The 21,257-nt window shown below is 45.7% G+C and carries 17 protein-coding genes; 12 read left to right on the top strand and 5 right to left on the bottom strand.

The genetic code is table 11. The features are described 5' to 3' along the window. Nucleotides 1–71 precede the first annotated feature (71 nt). The 5 genes from clpX (at nt 72) to L4C35_RS11900 (ending at nt 6,852) form a co-directional block, all read left to right on the top strand. On the top strand, nt 72–1,352 hold the full coding sequence (gene clpX, locus L4C35_RS11920; RefSeq protein ID WP_048899104.1) for an ATP-dependent protease ATP-binding subunit ClpX: 1,281 nt from the start codon (nt 72–74) through the stop codon (nt 1,350–1,352). Nucleotides 1,353–1,489: 137 nt separating this feature from the next. After that, nucleotides 1,490–3,862 (top strand): endopeptidase La, encoded by a 2,373-nt coding sequence (gene lon / locus L4C35_RS11915; protein WP_428463063.1) that lies wholly within the window; start codon nt 1,490–1,492, stop codon nt 3,860–3,862. A gap of 208 nt (nt 3,863–4,070) precedes the next feature. Beyond that, complete coding sequence (gene hupB / locus L4C35_RS11910; protein WP_048899106.1) at nt 4,071–4,343, top strand: nucleoid-associated protein HU-beta; 273 nt, start codon at nt 4,071–4,073, stop codon at nt 4,341–4,343. 193 nt (nt 4,344–4,536) lie between these two features. Then, complete coding sequence (ppiD, locus tag L4C35_RS11905; protein ID WP_428463062.1) at nt 4,537–6,429, top strand: peptidylprolyl isomerase; 1,893 nt, start codon at nt 4,537–4,539, stop codon at nt 6,427–6,429. A gap of 138 nt (nt 6,430–6,567) precedes the next feature. Continuing rightward, the gene (locus L4C35_RS11900) at nt 6,568–6,852 is read left to right on the top strand and encodes a ComEA family DNA-binding protein (RefSeq protein ID WP_428463061.1); all 285 of its coding nucleotides are present in this window, start codon (nt 6,568–6,570) and stop codon (nt 6,850–6,852) included. A gap of 110 nt (nt 6,853–6,962) precedes the next feature. On the opposite strand, the gene rrtA is transcribed toward L4C35_RS11900, so the two are convergent. Next, nucleotides 6,963–7,523, bottom strand: coding sequence for a rhombosortase (gene rrtA, locus L4C35_RS11895; protein WP_428463060.1), 561 nt, complete (start codon nt 7,521–7,523; stop codon nt 6,963–6,965). Nucleotides 7,524–7,532: 9 nt separating this feature from the next. Between rrtA and L4C35_RS11890 the strand changes: the two genes are divergently transcribed. Next, a complete protein-coding gene (locus L4C35_RS11890) occupies nt 7,533–8,144 on the top strand; it encodes a tRNA-uridine aminocarboxypropyltransferase (protein WP_428463059.1) in 612 nt (203 codons plus the stop codon). Between the two features lie 99 nt (nt 8,145–8,243). On the opposite strand, the gene L4C35_RS11885 is transcribed toward L4C35_RS11890, so the two are convergent. The 3 genes from L4C35_RS11885 to L4C35_RS11875 form a co-directional block, all read right to left on the bottom strand. Continuing rightward, a complete protein-coding gene (locus L4C35_RS11885; RefSeq protein WP_428463058.1) occupies nt 8,244–9,611 on the bottom strand; it encodes an anti-phage deoxyguanosine triphosphatase in 1,368 nt (455 codons plus the stop codon). Further along, nucleotides 9,611–10,195 (bottom strand): 5'-deoxynucleotidase, encoded by a 585-nt coding sequence (yfbR, locus tag L4C35_RS11880; protein ID WP_048899110.1) that lies wholly within the window; start codon nt 10,193–10,195, stop codon nt 9,611–9,613. Before yfbR ends, L4C35_RS11885 begins: the two co-directional genes overlap by 1 nt. Nucleotides 10,196–10,391: 196 nt before the next feature. Continuing rightward, nucleotides 10,392–11,606, bottom strand: coding sequence for a pyridoxal phosphate-dependent aminotransferase (locus tag L4C35_RS11875; RefSeq protein WP_428463057.1), 1,215 nt, complete (start codon nt 11,604–11,606; stop codon nt 10,392–10,394). A 423-nt stretch (nt 11,607–12,029) separates the two neighbouring features. Here L4C35_RS11875 and L4C35_RS11870 point away from each other — a divergent pair, with 423 nt between their 5' ends. From L4C35_RS11870 to menE, 6 genes are read left to right on the top strand one after another with little or no spacing between them, the layout of a single operon-like run. Continuing rightward, nucleotides 12,030–13,352 carry an isochorismate synthase gene (locus L4C35_RS11870; protein WP_428463056.1) on the top strand — a complete coding sequence of 441 codons (1,323 nt, stop codon included), beginning with the start codon at nt 12,030–12,032 and terminating at the stop codon, nt 13,350–13,352. After that, a complete protein-coding gene (menD, locus tag L4C35_RS11865) occupies nt 13,349–15,091 on the top strand; it encodes a 2-succinyl-5-enolpyruvyl-6-hydroxy-3-cyclohexene-1-carboxylic-acid synthase (protein ID WP_428463055.1) in 1,743 nt (580 codons plus the stop codon). The genes L4C35_RS11870 and menD overlap by 4 nt, the downstream gene beginning before the upstream one ends. Beyond that, nucleotides 15,075–15,923 carry a 2-succinyl-6-hydroxy-2,4-cyclohexadiene-1-carboxylate synthase gene (gene menH / locus L4C35_RS11860; RefSeq protein WP_428463054.1) on the top strand — a complete coding sequence of 283 codons (849 nt, stop codon included), beginning with the start codon at nt 15,075–15,077 and terminating at the stop codon, nt 15,921–15,923. Before menD ends, menH begins: the two co-directional genes overlap by 17 nt. A 46-nt stretch (nt 15,924–15,969) precedes the next feature. Next, the gene (gene menB / locus L4C35_RS11855) at nt 15,970–16,836 is read left to right on the top strand and encodes a 1,4-dihydroxy-2-naphthoyl-CoA synthase (protein ID WP_048899114.1); all 867 of its coding nucleotides are present in this window, start codon (nt 15,970–15,972) and stop codon (nt 16,834–16,836) included. 11 nt (nt 16,837–16,847) lie between these two features. Continuing rightward, on the top strand, nt 16,848–17,828 hold the full coding sequence (menC, locus tag L4C35_RS11850) for an o-succinylbenzoate synthase (protein WP_428463053.1): 981 nt from the start codon (nt 16,848–16,850) through the stop codon (nt 17,826–17,828). After that, a complete protein-coding gene (gene menE, locus L4C35_RS11845; protein WP_428463052.1) occupies nt 17,816–19,267 on the top strand; it encodes an o-succinylbenzoate--CoA ligase in 1,452 nt (483 codons plus the stop codon). Before menC ends, menE begins: the two co-directional genes overlap by 13 nt. Before the next feature lie 101 nt (nt 19,268–19,368). Here menE and L4C35_RS11840 read toward each other — a convergent pair whose 3' ends face one another. Next, complete coding sequence (locus L4C35_RS11840) at nt 19,369–21,249, bottom strand: MFS transporter (protein WP_428463051.1); 1,881 nt, start codon at nt 21,247–21,249, stop codon at nt 19,369–19,371. Nucleotides 21,250–21,257: the final 8 nt, after the last annotated feature.

Below are 21,257 nucleotides of genomic sequence, written 5' to 3'. Positions count from 1 at the left end.
CAAAATAACCAGAGTTGTTATACACTCAAAACAAGGCAATGATGGGGTTAAACCCGAAAAGAGGTTAGCGGATGACAGATAAGCGAAAAGAGAATGGTAGTGGGAAACTGCTTTATTGCTCTTTCTGCGGCAAAAGCCAACATGAAGTTCGTAAGCTGATTGCTGGCCCTTCTGTTTATATTTGCGATGAGTGTGTCGATCTTTGTAACGACATCATTCGCGAAGAAATTAAAGAAGTAATGCCAAAACGCGATGGCAATGAGCTTCCAACACCGCAAGAGATTCGCACCAATCTTGACGATTATGTAATCGGTCAAAATCATGCGAAAAAAGTCCTAGCTGTAGCTGTATATAACCATTACAAACGTTTACGTAATGGTGATACAACCAGCGAAGGTGTAGAACTAGGCAAGAGTAATATCTTGTTAATCGGTCCTACAGGTAGTGGTAAAACATTACTGGCTGAAACGCTTGCGCGTATGCTGGATGTACCTTTTACAATGGCTGATGCAACCACGCTGACTGAAGCGGGTTACGTTGGTGAAGATGTAGAAAACATCATCCAGAAGCTACTGCAAAAGTGTGATTACGACGTAGCAAAAGCGGAACGAGGCATTGTTTACATCGATGAAATCGATAAGATTTCTCGTAAGTCAGACAATCCATCGATCACGCGTGATGTATCGGGTGAAGGTGTTCAGCAAGCATTGTTGAAACTGATCGAAGGTACTGTTGCTTCTGTTCCACCGCAAGGTGGTCGTAAGCACCCACAGCAGGAATTCCTGCAAGTGGACACATCGAAAATTTTATTCATCTGTGGTGGTGCGTTTGCTGGGCTTGATAAAGTCGTTGAGCAGCGTGTTGCAACAGGTACGGGGATTGGCTTTGGTGCGGAAGTTCGCTCTAAAGAAGATTCACGTACACTGAGTGACTTGTTCGAGAAAGTAGAACCAGAAGATCTGGTGAAATACGGTTTGATCCCTGAGTTTATTGGTCGTCTACCTGTAGCTGCTATCCTTAGCGAGCTAGATGAAGATGCACTAGTACAGATCTTACGTGAACCTAAAAACGCCCTTACTAAGCAGTATGCCGCGCTACTAGAGCTTGAAAATGTTGAGCTTGAGTTCCGTGACGACGCGCTAGTAGCTATCGCTCGTAAAGCGATGGAGCGTAAAACAGGTGCTCGTGGTCTACGTTCAATCGTAGAAGCTGTATTGCTTGATACTATGTACGAGCTTCCTTCTGCGGAAGGTGTGAGTAAAGTTGTGATCGATGAATCAGTAATTAAAGGCGAATCTGAGCCGCTACTGATTTACGAAAATAATGAAAATCAAGCAGCTGGTGCTGAGTAATTGCTTAATTACCGTCCATAATGACCAAAAAAAGGAGGCTAAGGCCTCCTTTTTTATTTTCTCTCGTTTCTGTCGTTGAATCTTGAGGGTTTACCCCCATATACTCAGGTATACAACTGAACGGAAGAGAGAAAAATATGAACCTGGAGCGTTCTGAACGCCTTGATATCCCCGTTCTGCCATTACGTGATGTAGTGGTTTACCCTCATATGGTTATTCCATTGTTTGTGGGCCGGGAAAAATCTATTCGTTGCCTTGAATCGGCTATGGATAACAACAAACAAATTCTGTTGGTGGCTCAGAAAGAAGCGGCCACGGACGAGCCTTCTATCGAAGACATGTACGATGTTGGTACTGTCGCAACGATTCTCCAGTTGCTGAAACTGCCTGACGGTACGGTGAAAGTACTTGTCGAAGGTCAGCAACGCGCAAAAGTTGAAAATCTCACTGACGACGATTTCTTTACTGCCCAAGCTGAGTTCCTGGTAACGCCAGAAATGGATGAGCGCGAGCAGGAAGTGCTGGTACGCACGGCTATCAGTCAGTTTGAAGGTTTTATCAAGCTGAATAAAAAGATCCCACCTGAAGTACTGACGTCGCTTAATGGCATCGATGAGGCTGCACGCCTTGCTGATACGATTGCCGCGCACATGCCGCTGAAGTTAGCCGATAAGCAAAAAGTACTTGAGATCATTGATATCGTAGAGCGTTTAGAGTTCTTGATGGCAATGATGGAATCTGAAATCGATTTGCTTCAAGTTGAAAAACGCATTCGCGGTCGCGTGAAGAAGCAGATGGAAAAAAGCCAACGTGAGTATTACCTCAACGAGCAAATGAAAGCGATCCAGAAAGAACTGGGTGAGCTTGATGATGCGCCAGATGAGTTCGAATCTTTGAAGCTTAAAATCGAAGAATCGAAAATGCCTGCGGAAGCAAAAGAAAAAACAGAGCAAGAACTTCAGAAGCTAAAAATGATGTCGCCTATGTCAGCCGAAGCAACGGTTGTACGTGGCTACATTGACTGGATGCTGAGTGTACCTTGGTACAAGCGCTCTAAAGTGAAGAAGAACTTGGCCAAGGCTGAAGAAGTCCTTAACGCCGACCATTACGGTTTAGAGCGCGTTAAAGAGCGCATTCTTGAGTACCTCGCAGTACAAAGCCGTGTTAACAAGCTAAAAGGTCCAATTTTATGTTTGGTTGGTCCTCCTGGTGTCGGTAAAACATCGCTTGGTCAGTCTATTGCGGCTGCAACGGGGCGTAAATATACCCGTATGGCGTTGGGCGGCGTGCGTGATGAAGCGGAAATCCGTGGTCATCGCCGTACCTATATCGGCTCTATGCCGGGCAAGCTGATTCAGAAAATGGCAAAAGTGGAAGTGAAAAACCCACTGTTCCTATTGGATGAAATCGACAAAATGTCTTCGGATATGCGTGGTGACCCATCATCAGCATTACTTGAAGTGTTAGACCCAGAACAAAACAGTGCGTTTAACGATCACTACCTTGAAGTGGATTACGACTTGTCAGACGTAATGTTTGTGGCAACGTCGAACTCCATGAATATCCCAGGACCATTGCTTGACCGTATGGAAGTGATTCGTCTATCGGGTTATACCGAAGATGAAAAACTCAATATTGCCAAGCGTCACCTATTAGGTAAGCAAATTCAGCGTAACGGTTTGAAACCTGCTGAAATTGATGTGGATGATTCTGCACTAACAGGCATTATTCGTTACTACACGCGTGAAGCCGGTGTTCGTAGCCTAGAGCGTGAAATTTCTAAACTGTGCCGTAAAGCAGTGAAAGAAATTTTGTTGAACAAAGATATCAAACAAGTGTCTATCACCATCGATAACCTGAAAGATTATCTTGGTGTTCAACGCTTCGATTACGGTAAAGCCGACGAAAGCAACAGCATAGGCCAAGTAACGGGTCTTGCGTGGACAGAAGTGGGTGGTGATCTGCTTACGATTGAAACTGAATCTATGCCAGGCAAAGGCAAGCTCACCTACACAGGTTCGCTTGGTGATGTCATGCAAGAGTCAATTCAAGCGGCAATGACCGTTGTTCGTAGCCGTGCAGAACGTCTTGGTGTTAACCCTGATTTTTACGAAAAACGTGATATTCACGTTCACGTACCTGAAGGTGCAACACCAAAAGATGGTCCAAGTGCCGGTATCGCAATGTGTACGGCATTGGTGTCTAGCTTAACGGGTAACCCTGTACGTGCCGATGTGGCAATGACAGGTGAAATTACCCTACGCGGTGAAGTATTACCGATTGGTGGCTTGAAAGAGAAGCTACTGGCTGCGCACCGTGGTGGCATTAAGACAGTACTGATCCCGAAAGAGAATGAGCGTGATTTGGAAGAGATCCCAGACAACGTGATTGCTGATCTTAAAGTCTGCCCAGTACAGTGGATTGACGAAGTGCTAACAATTGCACTGCAAAACAACCCATCAGGTATTGAGCTGGTTGAAACTCAAAACAGTGACATGCAGCAAAGTTAAGTGAAGAAAAGGCGCAGTCAGGCACGAAAAGGCTTGTCAGCGTTTTTTCCACTGGCTATAAGATAGGTCTAATTTTGCTGTAAGCCTAACAAAATCAAGGCTTACACACTCCATCGGTTGATAGTGCTGGTATAATTAGGTCCAAGTTAATTTGATTGTCCGTGCCATTGTGGATATTACGGACAATGTTCATAGAGGGGATGAAATCGTGAACAAAACTCAGTTAGTTGATAAGATTGCCGAAGGCGCAGATATTTCTAAAGCATCAGCAGGTCGTGCACTTGATGCATTTATCGATGCTGTTTCTGACACACTGAAAGATGGTGATCAAGTTGCTCTTGTAGGTTTCGGTACCTTCTCTGTACGTGAGCGTGCTGCTCGTACGGGCCGTAACCCTCAAACGGGTGCTGAGATCCAAATCGCAGCAGCTAAAGTTCCAGGTTTTAAACCAGGTAAAGCTTTAAAAGATTCTGTAAACTAAGAGGGCTTTGCCCTTAGGTTATTTGCATTACGCATTGACTAAGTCTAACTTGGTGAAATAACCGACAGAAAGGGCGCATCATCGAGATGCGCTTTTTTACATTTTATACCGGTGTCATTGTTAGCTTTAATTTCATCCTTGAAGTAGCTAACACAACCCTGCCAGCTCGAACAACTAGGAGATACGGCAAGTTATGATGGAGCGATTGCGCGAAGGCGCTAGCAGCATTTGGGTTAAGATTATTCTTAGCCTGATCATTTTCTCTTTTGTCTTCGCAGGTGTAGGTAGCTACCTTGCAGGCGGCAGTGAACAAGCAGCTGCAAAAGTAGGTGATCAAGAAATTGGTCAACGCCAATTTGAACAAGCCTACCAAAACGAACGTAACCGCATGCAGTCGCAACTGGGTGATTACTTTGTAACGCTATTAGGCGATCCAGAGTACAAAAAACAGTTCCGTCGCAGTGTGCTTGACCGTATGGTTAACGATGTACTGATTGAACAGCGCGCTCATGCGTTAGGTTTACGCATTAGCGATGAGCAAGTTCGTCAAGCAATTGTAACCATGCCTGAATTCCAACGTGACGGTAAGTTTGATAACGATACATACAACATGTTGTTGCGTCGTTCTAACTTCACACCTGATCAATTTGCTGAGTACATGCGTGGCGACATGCTTCGTCAACAGTTCTTAACTGCAATTCAAGGCAGCGATTTCGCACTAAGCAATGAACTGATTGCATTACGTAAACTTGAAGTTCAGCAGCGTGAAGTACGTACGCTAACACTTTCTTTGGCTGATTTTACGCAAAAAGCGGAAATCACAGATGAAGAAATTCAAGCCTACTACAATCAAAATCCACAGCAGTTTATGCGTCCTGAACAAGTTAAAGTGGCTTACATCGAGCTTTCTGGTAAAGGCCTGAAAGACACCATCGTTATTTCAGATGACGAGGTAGAAGCTTACTATAATGACCATCAAGCGAAATACAGCAGTGCCGAGCAGCGCCAAGTTAGCCATATCCTTATTCAAGGCGATAGCGACGAAGCAAAAGCGAAAGCAGATGCGGTACTTGCTAAGCTAAACGATGGTGCTGATTTCGCCGCGCTTGTTGCGACGGATTCAGACGATACATTCAGTGCGAAAGATGGCGGCAAGCTAGACTGGATGGAAGCGGGTGTGATGGATCCTGAGTTTGATAAAGCGGCTTTTGCATTAGCGAAAGCGGGTGATATCTCTGGTGTTGTGCAATCGGCATTTGGCTTCCACATCATTAAATTAGATGCGGTTAAACCATCAGTCGTGAAGCCTTTAGCTGATGTGAAAGACAGCATTGTTGCTGACCTTCGTGATCAACAAGCGGCGGAAGTCTTCTATGAAATGCAAGAAACACTAGCGAAAACGGCATATGAAATGCCTGATTCATTAGAAGATGCTGCAGCTGCTGTGAGTGCTGATGTACATACAACAGACTTTATTTCAGAAGCTGACGCGCCTGAAATCTTGAAAAACCCTGCTGTATTCCGTGCATTACTAAGCCCTGAAGTGCTAGAAGATGGTATGAACTCTGATGTGATTGAACTTGCACCAGAGCATGTGATCGTTGTGCGTGTAGAAGAATCTCGCCCTGAATCAGTATTACCGTTTGAAGAGGTTGCTGAGTCTGTTAAAGGTAAGCTAGCTGCTCAAAAAGGTGAGCAACAAGCACAGCAAAAAGCAGATGAAGTGATTGCGGCCTTGCGTGATGGTAACACTGACATGCTAGCGACTGAAGGTTTAAGCTTTGGTGAATCACACACTATCGCCCGTAATGGTGGTGAACCGACTATTGCACAGGTTGTCTTTACCTTGGCTAAACCAGTTGATGGTAAAGCTGTATATGGCATGACGCGTGATGCATCTGGCAATGTTGTTATCGTCGCGCTTGATAGCGTTGTTGAAAATGACGTTGAAGCGATTGCGACGGATAGCCAAATGGCGAAGCAACTAGAGCAAATGTTTGCTCAGCAAGATGTTATGGCAACACTTAAAGTGCTGCGTGATACATCTGAAGTGGCTTACCCAGCTTTGGACACAGCTACAAACTAATTGCAATTAATTGATTGCTTAGCGGGCCGCCATTGTGCGGCCCGTTGTTTTTTTAGCTAAAGAATTGGATTATTTCTTTTCCCAGAGTTTGTGTTCATTACGATATAAATTCGAACACAATATAAAACTGGAGAAAGAATGAAACATTTATTGGTCAGTGCATTGTTATGTGGGGCAGTACTGGGCGCTTCACCTGTGAGCGCGAATGATAGTCATGAAGGCATTGAAATTACCATCAATATCAATGATGCGAATGCTGAAGAACTTGATAAGTTACTCGTGGGGATCGGGCCTGAAAAAGCCGAGAATATTATTCTGTACCGTAAGCAACATGGCGACTTCCAAACGGCGGATGATTTATCGAAGGTAAAAGGGATTGGTTTGGCGACGGTCGAGAAAAATCGTGACCGCATAGAGCTTTAACACTGGGTGATTTACCAGCGTTACAATAAGCGGCCTTGTAAAAATAGGTGAAATACGAACAGGAGAATAAGTTGTACTCCTATTGAAAATTGAATTTGTATTCCTATTATTCAGTGGTTATCTTTTTGCTGTTTAGCGAACAAGGGGATAAAACCCAACAGAATGCCTGCGATAGCGCCAATCAGGTGTGCTTCTGTCGCAACACGTGCACCAATAAGTGCCTCAGAACTTATTGAGCCTCCGAAGATTTGCTCCCAACCAATTTTAGTCACCAGGCCAAGTAGTAATAACCATCCCCCTTTGGTTTTCGATTTAATATCTTGTATCGCTCCCCAACCAAATAGACCATGTAATACGCCAGAGAAGCCTGCGTACCATCCCATACTGGTTGCAAAAATACCTAGACCGATAATGAATGAGATTGTTGCGATGAGTTGGGTGTATGGCTTAATGGTTATGTGTTTTCTAAAAATAAAGGTGATGATGATGAAAGCAAACGCATTCATTATCAGGTGCGCCCAATTGGTATGGGTGAGGTTTCCTGTTAGTATGCGCCACACTTCGCCGTTGAGAATTAGATTTCGGTCCCAAACCAATAGCGGTTGAAGCTGCGGCAATTGGGCGATGATCCCTAAAAGTACCGCGAACACTAAGTAATGACGAGTAGACAAGGCAACCTCATGAGTCGATATTGCGAACAATGTGGAAAAGCAAAAAAAGCGTGTATTTGCCAATGGATACAAGCTATTGATGCTAAAACGCAATTGTGTATTTTACAACACCCCTCTGAAGTTAATCGTGCAATTGGTACGGCACGGATTTTGTCGCTGTCGCTGACAAATAGTGTGCTATTAGTTGGTGAAGACTTTAGCGAGCATGAAGTACTCAATACTCTGCTTGCGGATCCTACTCGTGAAGTCTGGCTGGTGTACCCAAGTGAGGAGTCAACTGCTGTAACTAGGTTGGCTCAGCAGCAGACTGGTAATAAGCCCCTGACATTGATCTTGCTTGATGGCACGTGGAAGAAGGCCTATAAAATGTGGCAGCTTTCAACCAACTTACACGCTCTTCCCACGGTCAATTTAGACAACGTGAGCTGTGGTAACTACCGTATTCGCAAATCACCGAAAGAGGAAGGGGTCTCAACTGTTGAGGCCGGTTATCTCGCGTTAACCGCGCTAGAAGGGAATGAAACCGACTTTACGCCATTGTTAGAGACCTTTAACCAGATGATTGAATTTCAAATTCAGCAAATGCCAGCAGGTGTATTTGAGCGGAATTATTTAAAATAAGTCGTCTTGATGTGTAAAGGCGAGTATCTCTCGCCTTTGAATCGATAAGCCCCAGGTAGAAGCTTATCGCCTTTAATATCTCTTAGTCTTTAATATCTCTTAGAAGCCATGCCCTTCGCTACCCACACTCATTGCCGTAGTGGGGTGAAAGAGTGTGCTGTATAAGCGCTGCGCAAAGCCATCTGTCATGCCTGAGATATAATCTGCGATGATCCGCATTTCATTGTCACCGTTATCAACAGCGTGTTGCCAACGCGTTCGAGTGTTTTCTGGCAGTAAACGTTCAGGATCAGAAGCAAAGGCATCAAAGAGCTCCATCACCAACTGTTGCCCTTTGTATTCTAGCAACTGAATTTCAGGCTTTTTCACGACGTACTCGCTCACAAAATGCTTGAGAATATCGAGTACTCGTTCCATGGGTTCTGATAAAAAGGCATTCCATTGAAGTAGCGGCTCGTCAAAGCTATTTAAACCGTCTTGAATACTGGGCGCAATATGAATAGAAGTCAGCAGGGCGTTCACCATTGCGCCAATCGCATCTTTGCGTTTATGGTGCGAATCAAACAGTTGTTCACTTAAGGTGCTGATCCGCTCTTCTAGCCAAGGCTCACCACACTCAGCCAGTTGGCTTGCGGCGACTTCTTGCCATTGTTCTCGGGTGACAATCCCCATCACAATCGCATCTTCTAAATCATGAACACCGTAAGCGATATCATCAGCAAGCTCCATGATAGAGCAATCTAGGGACTTAAAGCGTGTCTTTTGATGAGCATGATTATCTGCTTTTTCATCACGCATGGTGCTAAATAGCGCCCGATCGTTAGCACTTAATGTATTTAGTACCCAATCAAAAGTGACTTGGTCATCGCGGTACACTCCTTTGGCAGGGTGCCAGTCTTTGGCTTTTAAGTGGCGATAGTTGATTACATCAGGTGGCGTGATAGCGGCATGAGTTTGATCGATAAATGCGGGATATTTCAATAAACCAAGCAGTGTACGGCGACACAGATTCATACCGAAATGTTCAGTATAAGGTTCTAATAAGGCCACAATACGAAAGGTTTGTGCATTGCCTTCAAAGCCGCCGTGGTTTCGCATCATGTAGTTTAGCGCGACTTCACCACCATGCCCGTAAGGGGGGTGACCAATATCGTGGGCTAAGCATAAGCTTTCCATCAAGCTGGTCGATGGCAAGAGCGAACGAAACTCAGGTTGATTGATTTTAAACTGGGCGACAATGCCAGTTCCGATCTGTGATGCCTCAAGTGAGTGAGTAAGGCGTGTGCGGTAAAAATCATGATGCCCAGCACCATGGACTTGCGTTTTGGCTTGAAGGCGACGGAAAGCGGCGGAGTGAAGAATACGGGCGCGGTCACGCTGATAAACCGAACGGTGATCATTTCGGCGTGTTTTCTGCTCGTTGCTTTTACGATCTTGCCAGCTGTCGGTGAGAGTAAAGTCTTCCATTAACTGATTTCATCCAGCGTTAAATTAAAACTATCAACAAAGGTCGCTAAGAAATATTCCATTTCAGGCGTCGACCGTTTTTGTAGGTTGTGCTCGATATTCGCTTTCGCCTTGGCAAATTCATGGTTACCGACGTTGAGCTCTTCTAAACATTTTAGATAGGCGCACAATGAATCCGCTTGTTTCACAATGGCGTAATCTTCTTGATTGATTTGCTCACTGTCGACTAAAGGCGCGTAATCATCATGAAATTCTTCGGGTAACATCGACAAAAGTTTCTGCTCTGCTGCCAGCTCGATCTTTTTATATTCTTCAGCAATGGCTGGGTTGAAGTACTTGATTGGTGTCGGCATATCCCCCGTGATCACTTCGCTGCAATCGTGGAACATTCCTAATAGCGCAATGCGTTCTGGGTTGAGTTCACCACCAAATTTTTTGTTTTTGATTAGGGCCAATGCGTGAGCAACAAAAGCAACTTGGAGGCTATGTTCTGAAATGTTTTCGTTAGAGACACAACGCATTAAAGGCCAGCGTTGGATGAGCTTCATACGTGCTAGGTGAGCAAAGAAATGACTACGTTTCATGATCGACTGCTTATAAGGTTATGAATAGCGTAAGCTCAGCATGTCATGCTGATTTCTGTCTATTAAAGGTAACAGAAAAATGTGAGTTTGTGGCGGCTTCAAATGAACAAAAGCCCCTGCATGGCAGAGGCTTAAAGAGCCATGTTGTGATAACGGGCTAACCGTTACTTATTGGCGACTATCTATGGGTGCTAACCTATTGACGGTAGTTGTGAAGGAAGCGCTCTAAACGGCCAATCGCGACTTCGAGATCATCAACTCGAGGTAATGTCACAATACGGAAGTGATCCGGTTTCTTCCAGTTAAAACCTGTGCCATGAACCAGCAACACTTTTTCTTGCTGTAAGAAATCCAGTGCCATACGTTGGTCATCAACAATGTTGAATTTCTTTTGGTCCAGTTTCGGGAATAAGTACAATGCGCCTTTTGGCTTCACGCAGCTTACGCCTGGAATTTGAGTAATGAGCTCGTAGGCTTTATTACGCTGCTCTAATAGTCGGCCACCAGGCAAGATCAGCTCGTTAATACTTTGATAGCCACCTAGCGCTGTTTGAATGGCGTGCTGCATTGGGACATTGGCACACAAACGCATAGAGGCCAGCATTTCCAGGCCTTCAATATAGCCTTTCGCGATATTTTTGGGCCCTGATAGCACCATCCAACCCGCACGGAAACCACAGACACGGTACGATTTTGATAAACCGTTAAAGGTAACGCAGAAAACATCTTCAGCCAGTGGGGCAATGGAAGTGTGTTGTGCGCCGTCATAAAGGATTTTATCGTAGATTTCGTCGGCAAAAATGATCAGTTTGTGCTTACGCGCGATCTCAACCACTTCTAATAAGAAATCTCGGCTATAAACCGCACCCGTTGGGTTGTTCGGGTTTATTAGTACAATCCCGCGGGTGTTTGGAGTGATTTTCTTTTTAATGTCGTCGAGATCGGGATACCAGTCTGACTGTTCATCACAGATGTAATGTACAGGAGTACCGCCAGATAGTGATACCGCCGCAGTCCAAAGTGGGTAGTCAGGTGACGGTACTAAAATTTCATCTTGGTAGTTAAGTAAGGCTTGCATCGCCATTACAATCAACTCAGACACACCATTACCAATGTAAACATCCTCGACATCTAAATCGAGTAGGCCACGTTTTTGGTAGTGTTGCACTACCGCTTTACGGGCAGGGTAAATGCCTTTTGAGTCGCAATAACCTTGTGATGTCGGTAGGTTACGGATCACATCGACTAGAATTTCATCAGGGGCGTCAAAGCCAAATGGGGCGGGATTCCCAATGTTGAGTTTAAGAATTTTCTGCCCTTCTTCTTCCATGCGTTTGGCATGCTTAAGAACGGGCCCACGAATGTCATAACATACATTGTTGAGCTTGGAGGACATCCCGATGTTCTGCATTTTACTTTCCTGACAATAATGACGATATTTCGATAAATTACACGATAAAATGGATTGAAATAAATACCTTGCAGAAAATAATCAGGCAAAATAGTTTTTTCTGTTATTAAATTCTGTTCTAGCCAGTGATATCAACTGGTCTTTTTCGTTGAATTCAATGAAGAGGAGCTGGATGTGTAAGGCGTGACGTTTTATGACCAGATATGAAAACTCATGTTGAGTAATGACTTTATTAGTCAGATTGGGATTAGTACGATAGAATGACCCAATCAATTTATGGTTATACCGATTCGCGTTATGCATACTTTATGTGTTTGGCTGAATAATTGGTGTAGCGAAGGTAGAATTTGTGTCCAGTGATAGGCGCACTAACAATCAGCCAGGGATGAGCCGTAAGGTGCTAGAGAGCTGAGTGAGGTTACCTTGACCGCGTTACAAACTGCTGTTGAGCAATTAATCCAAAAGATTCAACACGCTTCAAAATCAACTCAACGTTTGATGGTAAAGATGAATTTACCGACAAACACTGATCTTATTGACTGGATGGACGCCCAGCCTCTTTTTCCAAAATTTTATTGGCAATCGCGAGATAGCCGAGAAGAAGTGGTGGCCTTAGGTCAAATCAAGACATTTACCGACCCTTTAGTTGCTGAAAAAATCTTAGCCGATGATCAGCGAGTGTGGGGCGGCCGTTCGTTTGATGGCCGTACTGATCGTAATCGTCGTTGCTTATCTTCTTTTTTCTTTTTGCCCCAGTGCGAAGTGATCCGAATGGATGATAGTTGGCATTTGGCGGTGAACCTGTCTGAATCATCGACCATTCGTGATCAGTTGATCGCAGCGCTGAGTAAATTAACTACAGCGACGTCGCCGATCAGCCAAATACGCTCTAATGTGATTGGTCGAACTCATGCGCCTGATTTTTCAGGCTGGTCGAACATGATAGGGCAAGCGCTTGATGCTATATCGCAAAAAGTGTTTGAAAAAGTCGTTTTAGCCCGCCGCACGACGCTGAAATTAGATGCGCCTGTATCTCCTGCGCAGTTATTGAAAGCCAGTCGAAGCAGCAATGCGAATAGCTTTCACTTTATGATGGCGCTTGATGCCAAGCATTGCTTTATTGGTTCAACCCCAGAACGCCTATTCATGCGTCACCACTGCGACATTAAAACCGAGGCATTAGCGGGCACGATTGGTCGTGGCGCGAATGAAGCGGAGGATGGGCGTTTGGCGCAGTGGTTATTGGACGACAGCAAAAATCGTTACGAAAACCGCTTAGTGGTTGATGATATTGTGAGTCGCTTAAATACCTGTTGTCACGCTCTGGATGTTGCGAAGACGCCAGAGTTAGTGCGCTTACGCAAAGTACAGCACTTAAAGCGTCGTATTGGTGGTCAGCTTAATGAGCTGGTGTATAACGCCGACTTGTTAGATAACTTACAACCGACAGCGGCGATTGCTGGTTTGCCACGAGATAAAGCACTGGATTTTATTTCTACTCATGAGCCGTTTGCGCGTGGGTGGTACAGTGGTGCTGTGGGCTTTTTAAGTCGCCACCGTAGTGAGTTTTGTGTCGCGATCCGCAGTGCCCTGATCATGGGTGAGGAAATTCACTTGTTTGCGGGGGCAGGGATCGTACCTGGCTCAACGGCGGACAGTGAATGGAAAGAGCTGGATCGTAAAACGTCGACATTGTGTAGCTTACTGAATAGTAATGAAACAGAAATGGAGCGTCAGTCGGCATGACACAACCTTTAATGCCTTCAACCACCTATCGCGCCGCACTTAATCAATGCTGGGCAGGATTAATGCTTGAAGAGCTGAGTCGATTAGGTGTTAAAGATGTTTGTATTGCGCCTGGTTCTCGTTCTACGCCGCTAACATTGGCGGCGGCAAATCACCCTGATATAACGATTCATACGCATTTTGATGAGCGTGGCTTAGGCTTTTTAGCATTAGGGTTGGCGAAAGCCAGTGATTTGCCTGTTGTGGTGATAGTGACATCAGGCACTGCAGTGGCAAACTTATTACCTGCAGTGGCTGAATCTGGGTTAACGGGTGAAAAACTGGTGTTATTAACCTCAGATAGACCTGCTGAGTTAATTGCCTGTGGCGCAAACCAAGCGATTGTCCAAGCAGGGATTTTCTCCTCTCATGTTACTGCTTATCACGATATACCGTCTCCCAGTCTTGATGTTCCTGCCGCATGGTTATTAACAACCCTTGATGAAGCCATGCACCAGCAAGCGCAACTTGGCGGTGCGGTGCATTTTAATTGCCATTATCCAGAACCTTTATACGGTGAATCTCGCGCATTCAGAGAGTACCTTGCGCCGGTTTCTGCATGGCAAGAGGATGAGCGGCCTTACCTGACTTTTCAGCTAGGCACCGTATCGGCCATGCCTTGCATCGACCCTCAGCAATGGACGGAAATGCTTCGTGGCCGCGGTGTTATTGTTGCGGGTAAGTTACCGCCTTATGAGTTTGCGGCGGTTGAAGCATTAGCACAGCAACTTGGCTGGCCATTATTGGCCGACCCGCAAAGTGGGGGCAGCACGGCCTATCAAGGTTTTGATGTCTGGCTACAAAATGAAGCATGCCAGCAGTTGATGGCGCAAGCCGATACATTATTGCAATTTGGTGCCCGTCTTGTTTCTAAACGCTTAGGTCAATTTATTGCTGCGACTGACTGGTCGCATTATTGGTTAATCGACCCGTCTATTGGCCGCTTAGATGCATCTCATCGTCGTGGTGTGCGTATTCAATCCAATGCCAAAGATTGGGCTGAACAAGCATTCATTATTTGTGAGCAGTTACCTGTAGAATCTGCGTATAAAGGGTGGGCGAAGGCACTGGAAGGGGCGGGTACCCAATACCGCCAATTACTGCAATCGCATACTGAACAACTTTGTGAATTAAGCATTGCAGAGCGCTTACCAAGTTGGACATCTGCGGACACTGAGTGGTTTTTAGGTAATAGCCTCATTGTACGCTTACTTGATATGTGTGGTAGCTTGCCGACTGCAGTTACTTTTGCCAATCGTGGTGCTTCGGGTATTGATGGCTTGATTGCAACGGCTGCGGGTGTACAACGCGCACGACAAGCGCCGTTAATGGTATTACTTGGTGATACCTCTTTGCTCTACGACCTTAATTCACTAGCCTTATTACGAGAAGCTTCAACCCCTATTGTGGTGCTAGTGACCAATAACGATGGTGGCGGCATCTTTGATTTGCTGCCTGTGCCGAGCGATCAGCGTGATGACTTCTATCGTATGCCACATGGTCTTGATTTTCAGCATGCAGCTGCCATGTTTGGTTTAGGTTATGCGTGTCCACAAAACTTGTCACAAGCAGAAGATGCCGTCCGTTTAGGCTTAGCGCATGCAGGTACAACTCTCATTGAAGTGAAAACCCCTGCGGGTGAAGCGGGCGAAGCCTTAAAAGCCCTTTTTGCTGAGGTGAAAAATGCTGCTCTACTCTGAGAGTTATTACCCTAATGACCTCACCTTGTTACAGAGTAAGCCCACCTTGGTTTTTCTGCATGGGTTATTAGGGAGCGGGCAAGATTGGCGATTGGTGATTGATTATTTATCACCGTATTACCCTTGTTTAGCCATTGATCTACCAGGACACAGCCAGAGTCAGTGTGTGACGGTAACTGATTTTGAACAGGCGAATGCGGCAATTACAGAGACCTTACTTCATCGTGGGGTGACAGAGTATGTTCTGATTGGGTACTCGTTGGGGGCGCGTTTAGCCATGTATCATGCTGTCGCTGCTTTTTCAAATGAGCCAGATTTTACAGTTGAGCATGCGGCGGTTGTGAATAACACAGAAACAATGCTTAACAATCAACCAAAACTTAAAGGCTTGGTGATTGAAGGCGGTCATTTTGGGTTACCGCAGACAGAACGTGCTACAAGATTTGCAAATGACGAAAAATGGGCGCATCGTTTTGCCCATGAGCCGATGCATCAGGTTTTAACCGATTGGTATCAGCAAGCGGTATTTTCATCACTGGATCATGACCAAAGACAAGGTTTGATCACAAAACGCAGTGATAACCTTGGCAGTGCAGTGGCGGCAATGATGATGGCTACGTCATTATCCAAGCAGCCTGAACTATTGCCAGAGTTACAAAAACTCACGGTACCTCACTGTTATATATACGGTGAGCACGATGAAAAATTTAAAGGCTTGGCACAAGCATCAGCACTAGACAATATTGCTGTTGTGGGTGCGGGGCATAATGTACACATTGAACGACCTCAAGCGTTTAGTGGGTGCGTCGAAGAGTTTGTTAAACGTTGTTGAGTGCGATTGCTCTCATAACGCAGTTAAAAAAGATTAGGAAAACATCATGGCTAGAACTGTAGGTCTGACAGAAGAAGAATTGTACGCACCGGTTGAATGGGCTGATTGCTCTGAAGGCTACGAAGATATTCTTTTTGAAAAATCAGCGGATGGTATTGCAAAAATTACCATTAACCGTCCACAAGTTCGTAATGCATTTCGCCCGCAAACGGTTAAAGAAATGATTGATGCGTTAGCAAACGCACGTTACGACGAAAATGTGGGTGTGATTGTCTTAACTGGTCAGGGTGAAGATGCATTCTGTTCTGGCGGTGATCAGAAGATCCGTGGCGACTACGGCGGTTACCGTGACAATGAAGGTACTCACCACCTAAATGTACTGGACTTCCAACGTCAAATCCGTACTTGTCCTAAGCCTGTGATTGCTGCTGTAGCGGGTTACGCTGTAGGTGGTGGTCATGTTTTACACATGATGTGTGACTTAACCATTGCGGCTGATAACGCACAGTTTGGTCAAACGGGCCCTAAGGTTGGTTCATTTGATGGTGGCTGGGGTGCGTCTTACATGGCGCGTATCGTTGGTCAGAAAAAAGCACGCGAAATTTGGTTCTTATGCCGTTTCTACGATGCACAAGAAGCATTGGATATGGGGCTCGTAAACCATGTTGTTCCTTATGCTGAACTTGAGCGTGAAACGGTGCGTTGGTGTCGTGAAACACTGCAACACAGCCCAATGGCACTGCGTTGCTTGAAATCAGCGCTCAATGCAGATTGTGATGGCCAAGCGGGTCTTCAAGAGCTGGCGGGTAACGCAACCATGATGTTCTACATGACAGAAGAAGGCCAAGAAGGTCGTAACTCATTCAATGAGAAGCGTCGCCCTGACTTCAGCAAGTTTAAGCGTAACCCATAAGGCTAACCGATATGCGAAGTGTAAAACTGTATCGTTACGCGCTGCCGATGGATTCGGGCGTCATCTTACGCTCACAGCGTTTAGTGACCCGTGAAGGTTGGGTCGTTGAGCTGCGTGACGGCGATAAAGTGGCGTTTGGTGAAATTGCCCCATTACCTGAATTTAGTAATGAAACGGCTGAGCAAGCGGGTGAGCAAGCTCAGCAGTTACTTGAAGCTTGGGCTACCAATGAAAATGCCGCATTTGATCTTAGCGATGCCTACCCATCTGTCGCGTTCGGCCTGAGTATGGCGGAACTTGAGCTAGCGGGTGGGTTACCTGCCGAAGGTAATTATTTAGTTGCACCGCTATGCTCTGGCGATCCCGATGACTTGGTTGAACAACTTAACCAAATGCCGGGTGAAAAAGTCGCTAAAATTAAAGTGGGTATGTATGAAGCAGTACGCGATGGTATTGTGGCAAACATGTTCATTGAAGCGATCCCTGACGTAAAATTGCGTTTAGATGCAAACCGTCAATGGACGCCTATTAAAGCGCAGCAATTTGCTAAATATGTTAAGCCAGAACATCGTGCTGGGATCGCTTTCTTAGAAGAGCCTTGCATGAACCCAGCAGATAGCTTAGCGTTTGCCAAAGAAACCGGCATTAGCATTGCGTGGGATGAAACCGTACGCGATGAAGGTTTTGAAGTGAAAGCGGAAGACGGCGTGGTGGCAATTGTGATTAAACCAACATTGGTTGGTTCGGTCGCTCGCTGTATCTCGTTGGTAGCGCAAGCACAAGCCGTCGGTTTAACGGCAATTATTAGTTCAAGCATGGAATCAAGCTTAGGTTTGAATCAGTTAGCGCGTTTGTCGCAGTGGCAAACACCCGCTGTGATCCCTGGGCTTGATACGATGCAATTATTTAAAGCACAGTTGGAGCAGGCTTGGCCGGGTTGTGATTTACCGGTGACGCCGCTCTCAGAACTTGAGGTGGTATGGCAGAAGTAATAACTCACTTCTCCACATGGCCCTGGCAACATTGGGCAACAGAGCGGCCGTCAGCGGCCGCTTTGTCGTTTGGGGAACAAAGCTTTAGTTGGCATGAAGTATCTGAGCGTATTGAACAATATGCCCAGGGTTTGATCGAACAAGGCATTAAGCGTGATCAATTAGTGGCGGCAATAGCACCTAATTCTGTGCATTTAGTTTGGCTCTTTTTGGCAACGATACGCATTGGTGCACGCTATGTGGGATTGAACCCAAGGTTTTCAGATATTGAGCTGAATGCCATTCTTGATGAATTAAAACCACAAGCTATTTGGTTACCGCCAAAATCGAGCTTTATTCCACAGCAGCAAGATGACGCTTGCTCGTCAGTCAACGTACCTCAAATCTTGCGTTTACTGCCTGCAATCCAGCCGCGCCTTGTCCCTGTGACTTGGCAACCGTCACGAGCTGTTACGTATACCTTAACGTCGGGATCAACTGGGCTACCGAAAGCCGTAGTTCATACCGCAGAGCAACACCTTGCCAGCGCCGATGGCTTGCTCAGTTTGATGAGTTTCACCCCCGGTGATAGCTGGTTATTATCGCTGCCTTTGTACCATGTATCGGGTATGGCGATTGTGTGGCGTTGGCTGCATAGTGGTGCTGCTATTGTGATCCCTAAATCGGCGGATTTAGCCGATGAATTGCGTCAAGTGACGCATGCGTCTTTAGTGCCAACGCAATTACAACGCTTACTGGATAACACTCAAGAGCCTAATCAAGCTTGGCAACTAAAAGAAGTGTTACTTGGTGGAGCAGTGATCCCGCCATCATTAACCGAGCAAGCTGAACAAGCGGGTATTGCCTGTTGGTGCGGTTATGGAATGACAGAAATGGCATCAACGGTCACAGTGAAGCGGGCAGATCGCAGTAGCGGTGTCGGGCATGTGATCCCGCATCGAGAGCTGATGGTGAAAGAGGGGGAGATTTTTGTTCGCGGAGCGAGTTTATGTTTAGGCTATTACCGTAATCAAATGATTTTTCCAGCCACAGAAGGTGAGTGGTTTAGCACCCGTGATTTGGGTGAATGGCAAAACGATGAGCTAGTCATTCTTGGTCGTGCGGACAATATGTTTATCTCTGGTGGCGAAAACATACAACCAGAGACGGTTGAAAAGGTACTAACGACTCACCCTAAGGTTCAGCAAGCATTTGTATTACCGCGAGCAGACGATGAGTATGGCCAACGCCCTGTTGCCATTATCACCACGGCCTTGCCTTTAGATGCTGGCTTAGTAAATGAGCTGGAGCTGTTTATGGCAGAGCAGGTGACAGGATTCAAAAGACCCGTTAGCTATCTAACTTTTCCTGAACATCTGAGTGGGCGAGGCATTAAAGTTTCACGCTCACAATTACAGCAATGGCTGGATGAGCAAAGTTATCCCAATTCCACTAAGTAACTGAATACGTTGTTACCCAGAAAGAAAAGGCGCTATGAATAGCGCCTTTTTCATGTCTACTCCCACCTAGGAGATAGACAGTAATATATTACCTGAAGAGGTTAGCCTTTATTGTCACGTAGCTGTAATACGCGCTCGCGTAGTATATCGCTTGTAACATCGCTAGTGAGCATTGGCTCTCCTGCAAGCACAGTGACCTTAGACCAAAAACGCTTGGGTATTTTTAAAATCGCTTTCCCCCCCTCACGACTGAAGTAACTTCCCCACAGGCCTTGCAATGCCATAGGGATAACTTTAACCGTCGGGTTGGTGCGCTTAAGCACAACATTAATGCCACGTAAGAAGGGGCCCATTTCACCATCGTATGTCAGTTGCCCTTCAGGGAAGATGCAAACAACATCGCCACGGTTTAAGCGTTCACTCACTTGGTTTAATGCGATAGCCACAGAGCGGCGATCTTCAGCATCAATGGGGATCACATTACATGCGTTACAGAAGCGTTTAACCAGCGGCAAGCTATAGATATCGCGATCCATTAAAAAGCGGATCGGCCGAGGTGTCGAACCTGCTAATATCAGCGCATCCATGTAGGTCACATGGTTACAGACAATTAAAGCGCCACCTGTTTCTGGAATATTAAGTAAATCTTTGTGTTTAACACGGTACATAGTGTGGGTCACAATCCACACCATAAAACGCCAAAAGAAGTCAGGCACTTGGCAATAAATATAGCAAACAGCCACTAAGTTCATCATGGCGAGCATAAAGAAAAATTGTGGTATACCCATGCCCAGTATCGAGAGGCAAACTATGGCTGTGATTGCACTCATTACCATGAATAAGGCATTCCAGATATTATTTGCAGCGATGATTTGGGCTCGTTCTTCAGGTTTTGCTCGGTTTTGCATCATGGCATACAAAGGCACGATAAAAATACCACCAGACACGCCAAGCATGGTTAACGAGATGAATACACGGAGTAATTCAGGGTTCGTCACAAAGGCCAAGAATGAATCCGCAGTAGCAATGGTTGTTGGCGTGGCAAACATGAGATCTGCGGTAAAGATCGTGATGCCTAAACTGCCGAGCGGCACAATACCAGGTTCAATTCTGTGGTTCGACAAGCGGTCACACAAGAGTGAGCCGACGGCAATACCAATTGAAAACAGTGCTAACAAGAAAGAGACCGACGCCGCATTGCCACCTAAGTATTGCTTAGCAAAGTTAGGGAACTGCGTGAGGTAACAAGCCCCCAAGAACCAGAACCAGCTGATACCAATCACACACTGAAAAATGGTTTTGTCTTGACGAGCTAATTTCAGCGTATGCCGAGTTTGACGCCAAGGTTGCCATTTGAAGGTGATATCGGGTGTGCTTGGTTTGGCTTCAGGGATCCAACGCGATGTCAGATAGCCCATCACGGCAAAACTCACCACGCTGATCGCCGCGATAAGTGGTGCGTGTTCTTGGTTGGCAATAATACCTGCCAGCAAGGTTCCCAACAAAATAGCGACGAAAGTGCCTGTTTCAACTAAAGCATTACCTGAAACTAACTCATCTTTTTTCAAATGTTGAGGCAGTAGTGCGTATTTTGCCGGGCCAAAAAATGTCGACTGTGTCCCCATTAGGAACAAGAGCACCAGCAGCAGTAAGTAACTCTCAAATAAGAAAGCGACAGCCGCTAAAGACATGATAACAATTTCAGCAAATTTGACGATTCGCATGATCTGCGCTTTGTCATATTTATCGGCTAACACACCGGCAGTGGCTGAAAATAAGAAAAATGGCAAAATGAACAGACCCGCAGCAAGATTAATTGCTAAGTCTGAACTAAAAGGGAGTGCGCCAGGTGCAGAAAAGGCAATCAAAATCAATAACACGTTTTTATACACGTTATCGTTGAATGCCCCTAGCGCCTGAGTCAGAAAGTACGGTAAAAAACGTTGTTTTGTTAATAGCCGCGACTGAGGCTTGTTACTCATTGTTTACT

This window comes from Photobacterium kagoshimensis, assembly GCF_050337045.1.
Classification (GTDB): domain Bacteria; phylum Pseudomonadota; class Gammaproteobacteria; order Enterobacterales; family Vibrionaceae; genus Photobacterium; species Photobacterium kagoshimensis.
Note: the sequence above shows the minus strand (reverse complement) of the source record. Positions and strands in the feature narration are given on the sequence as shown.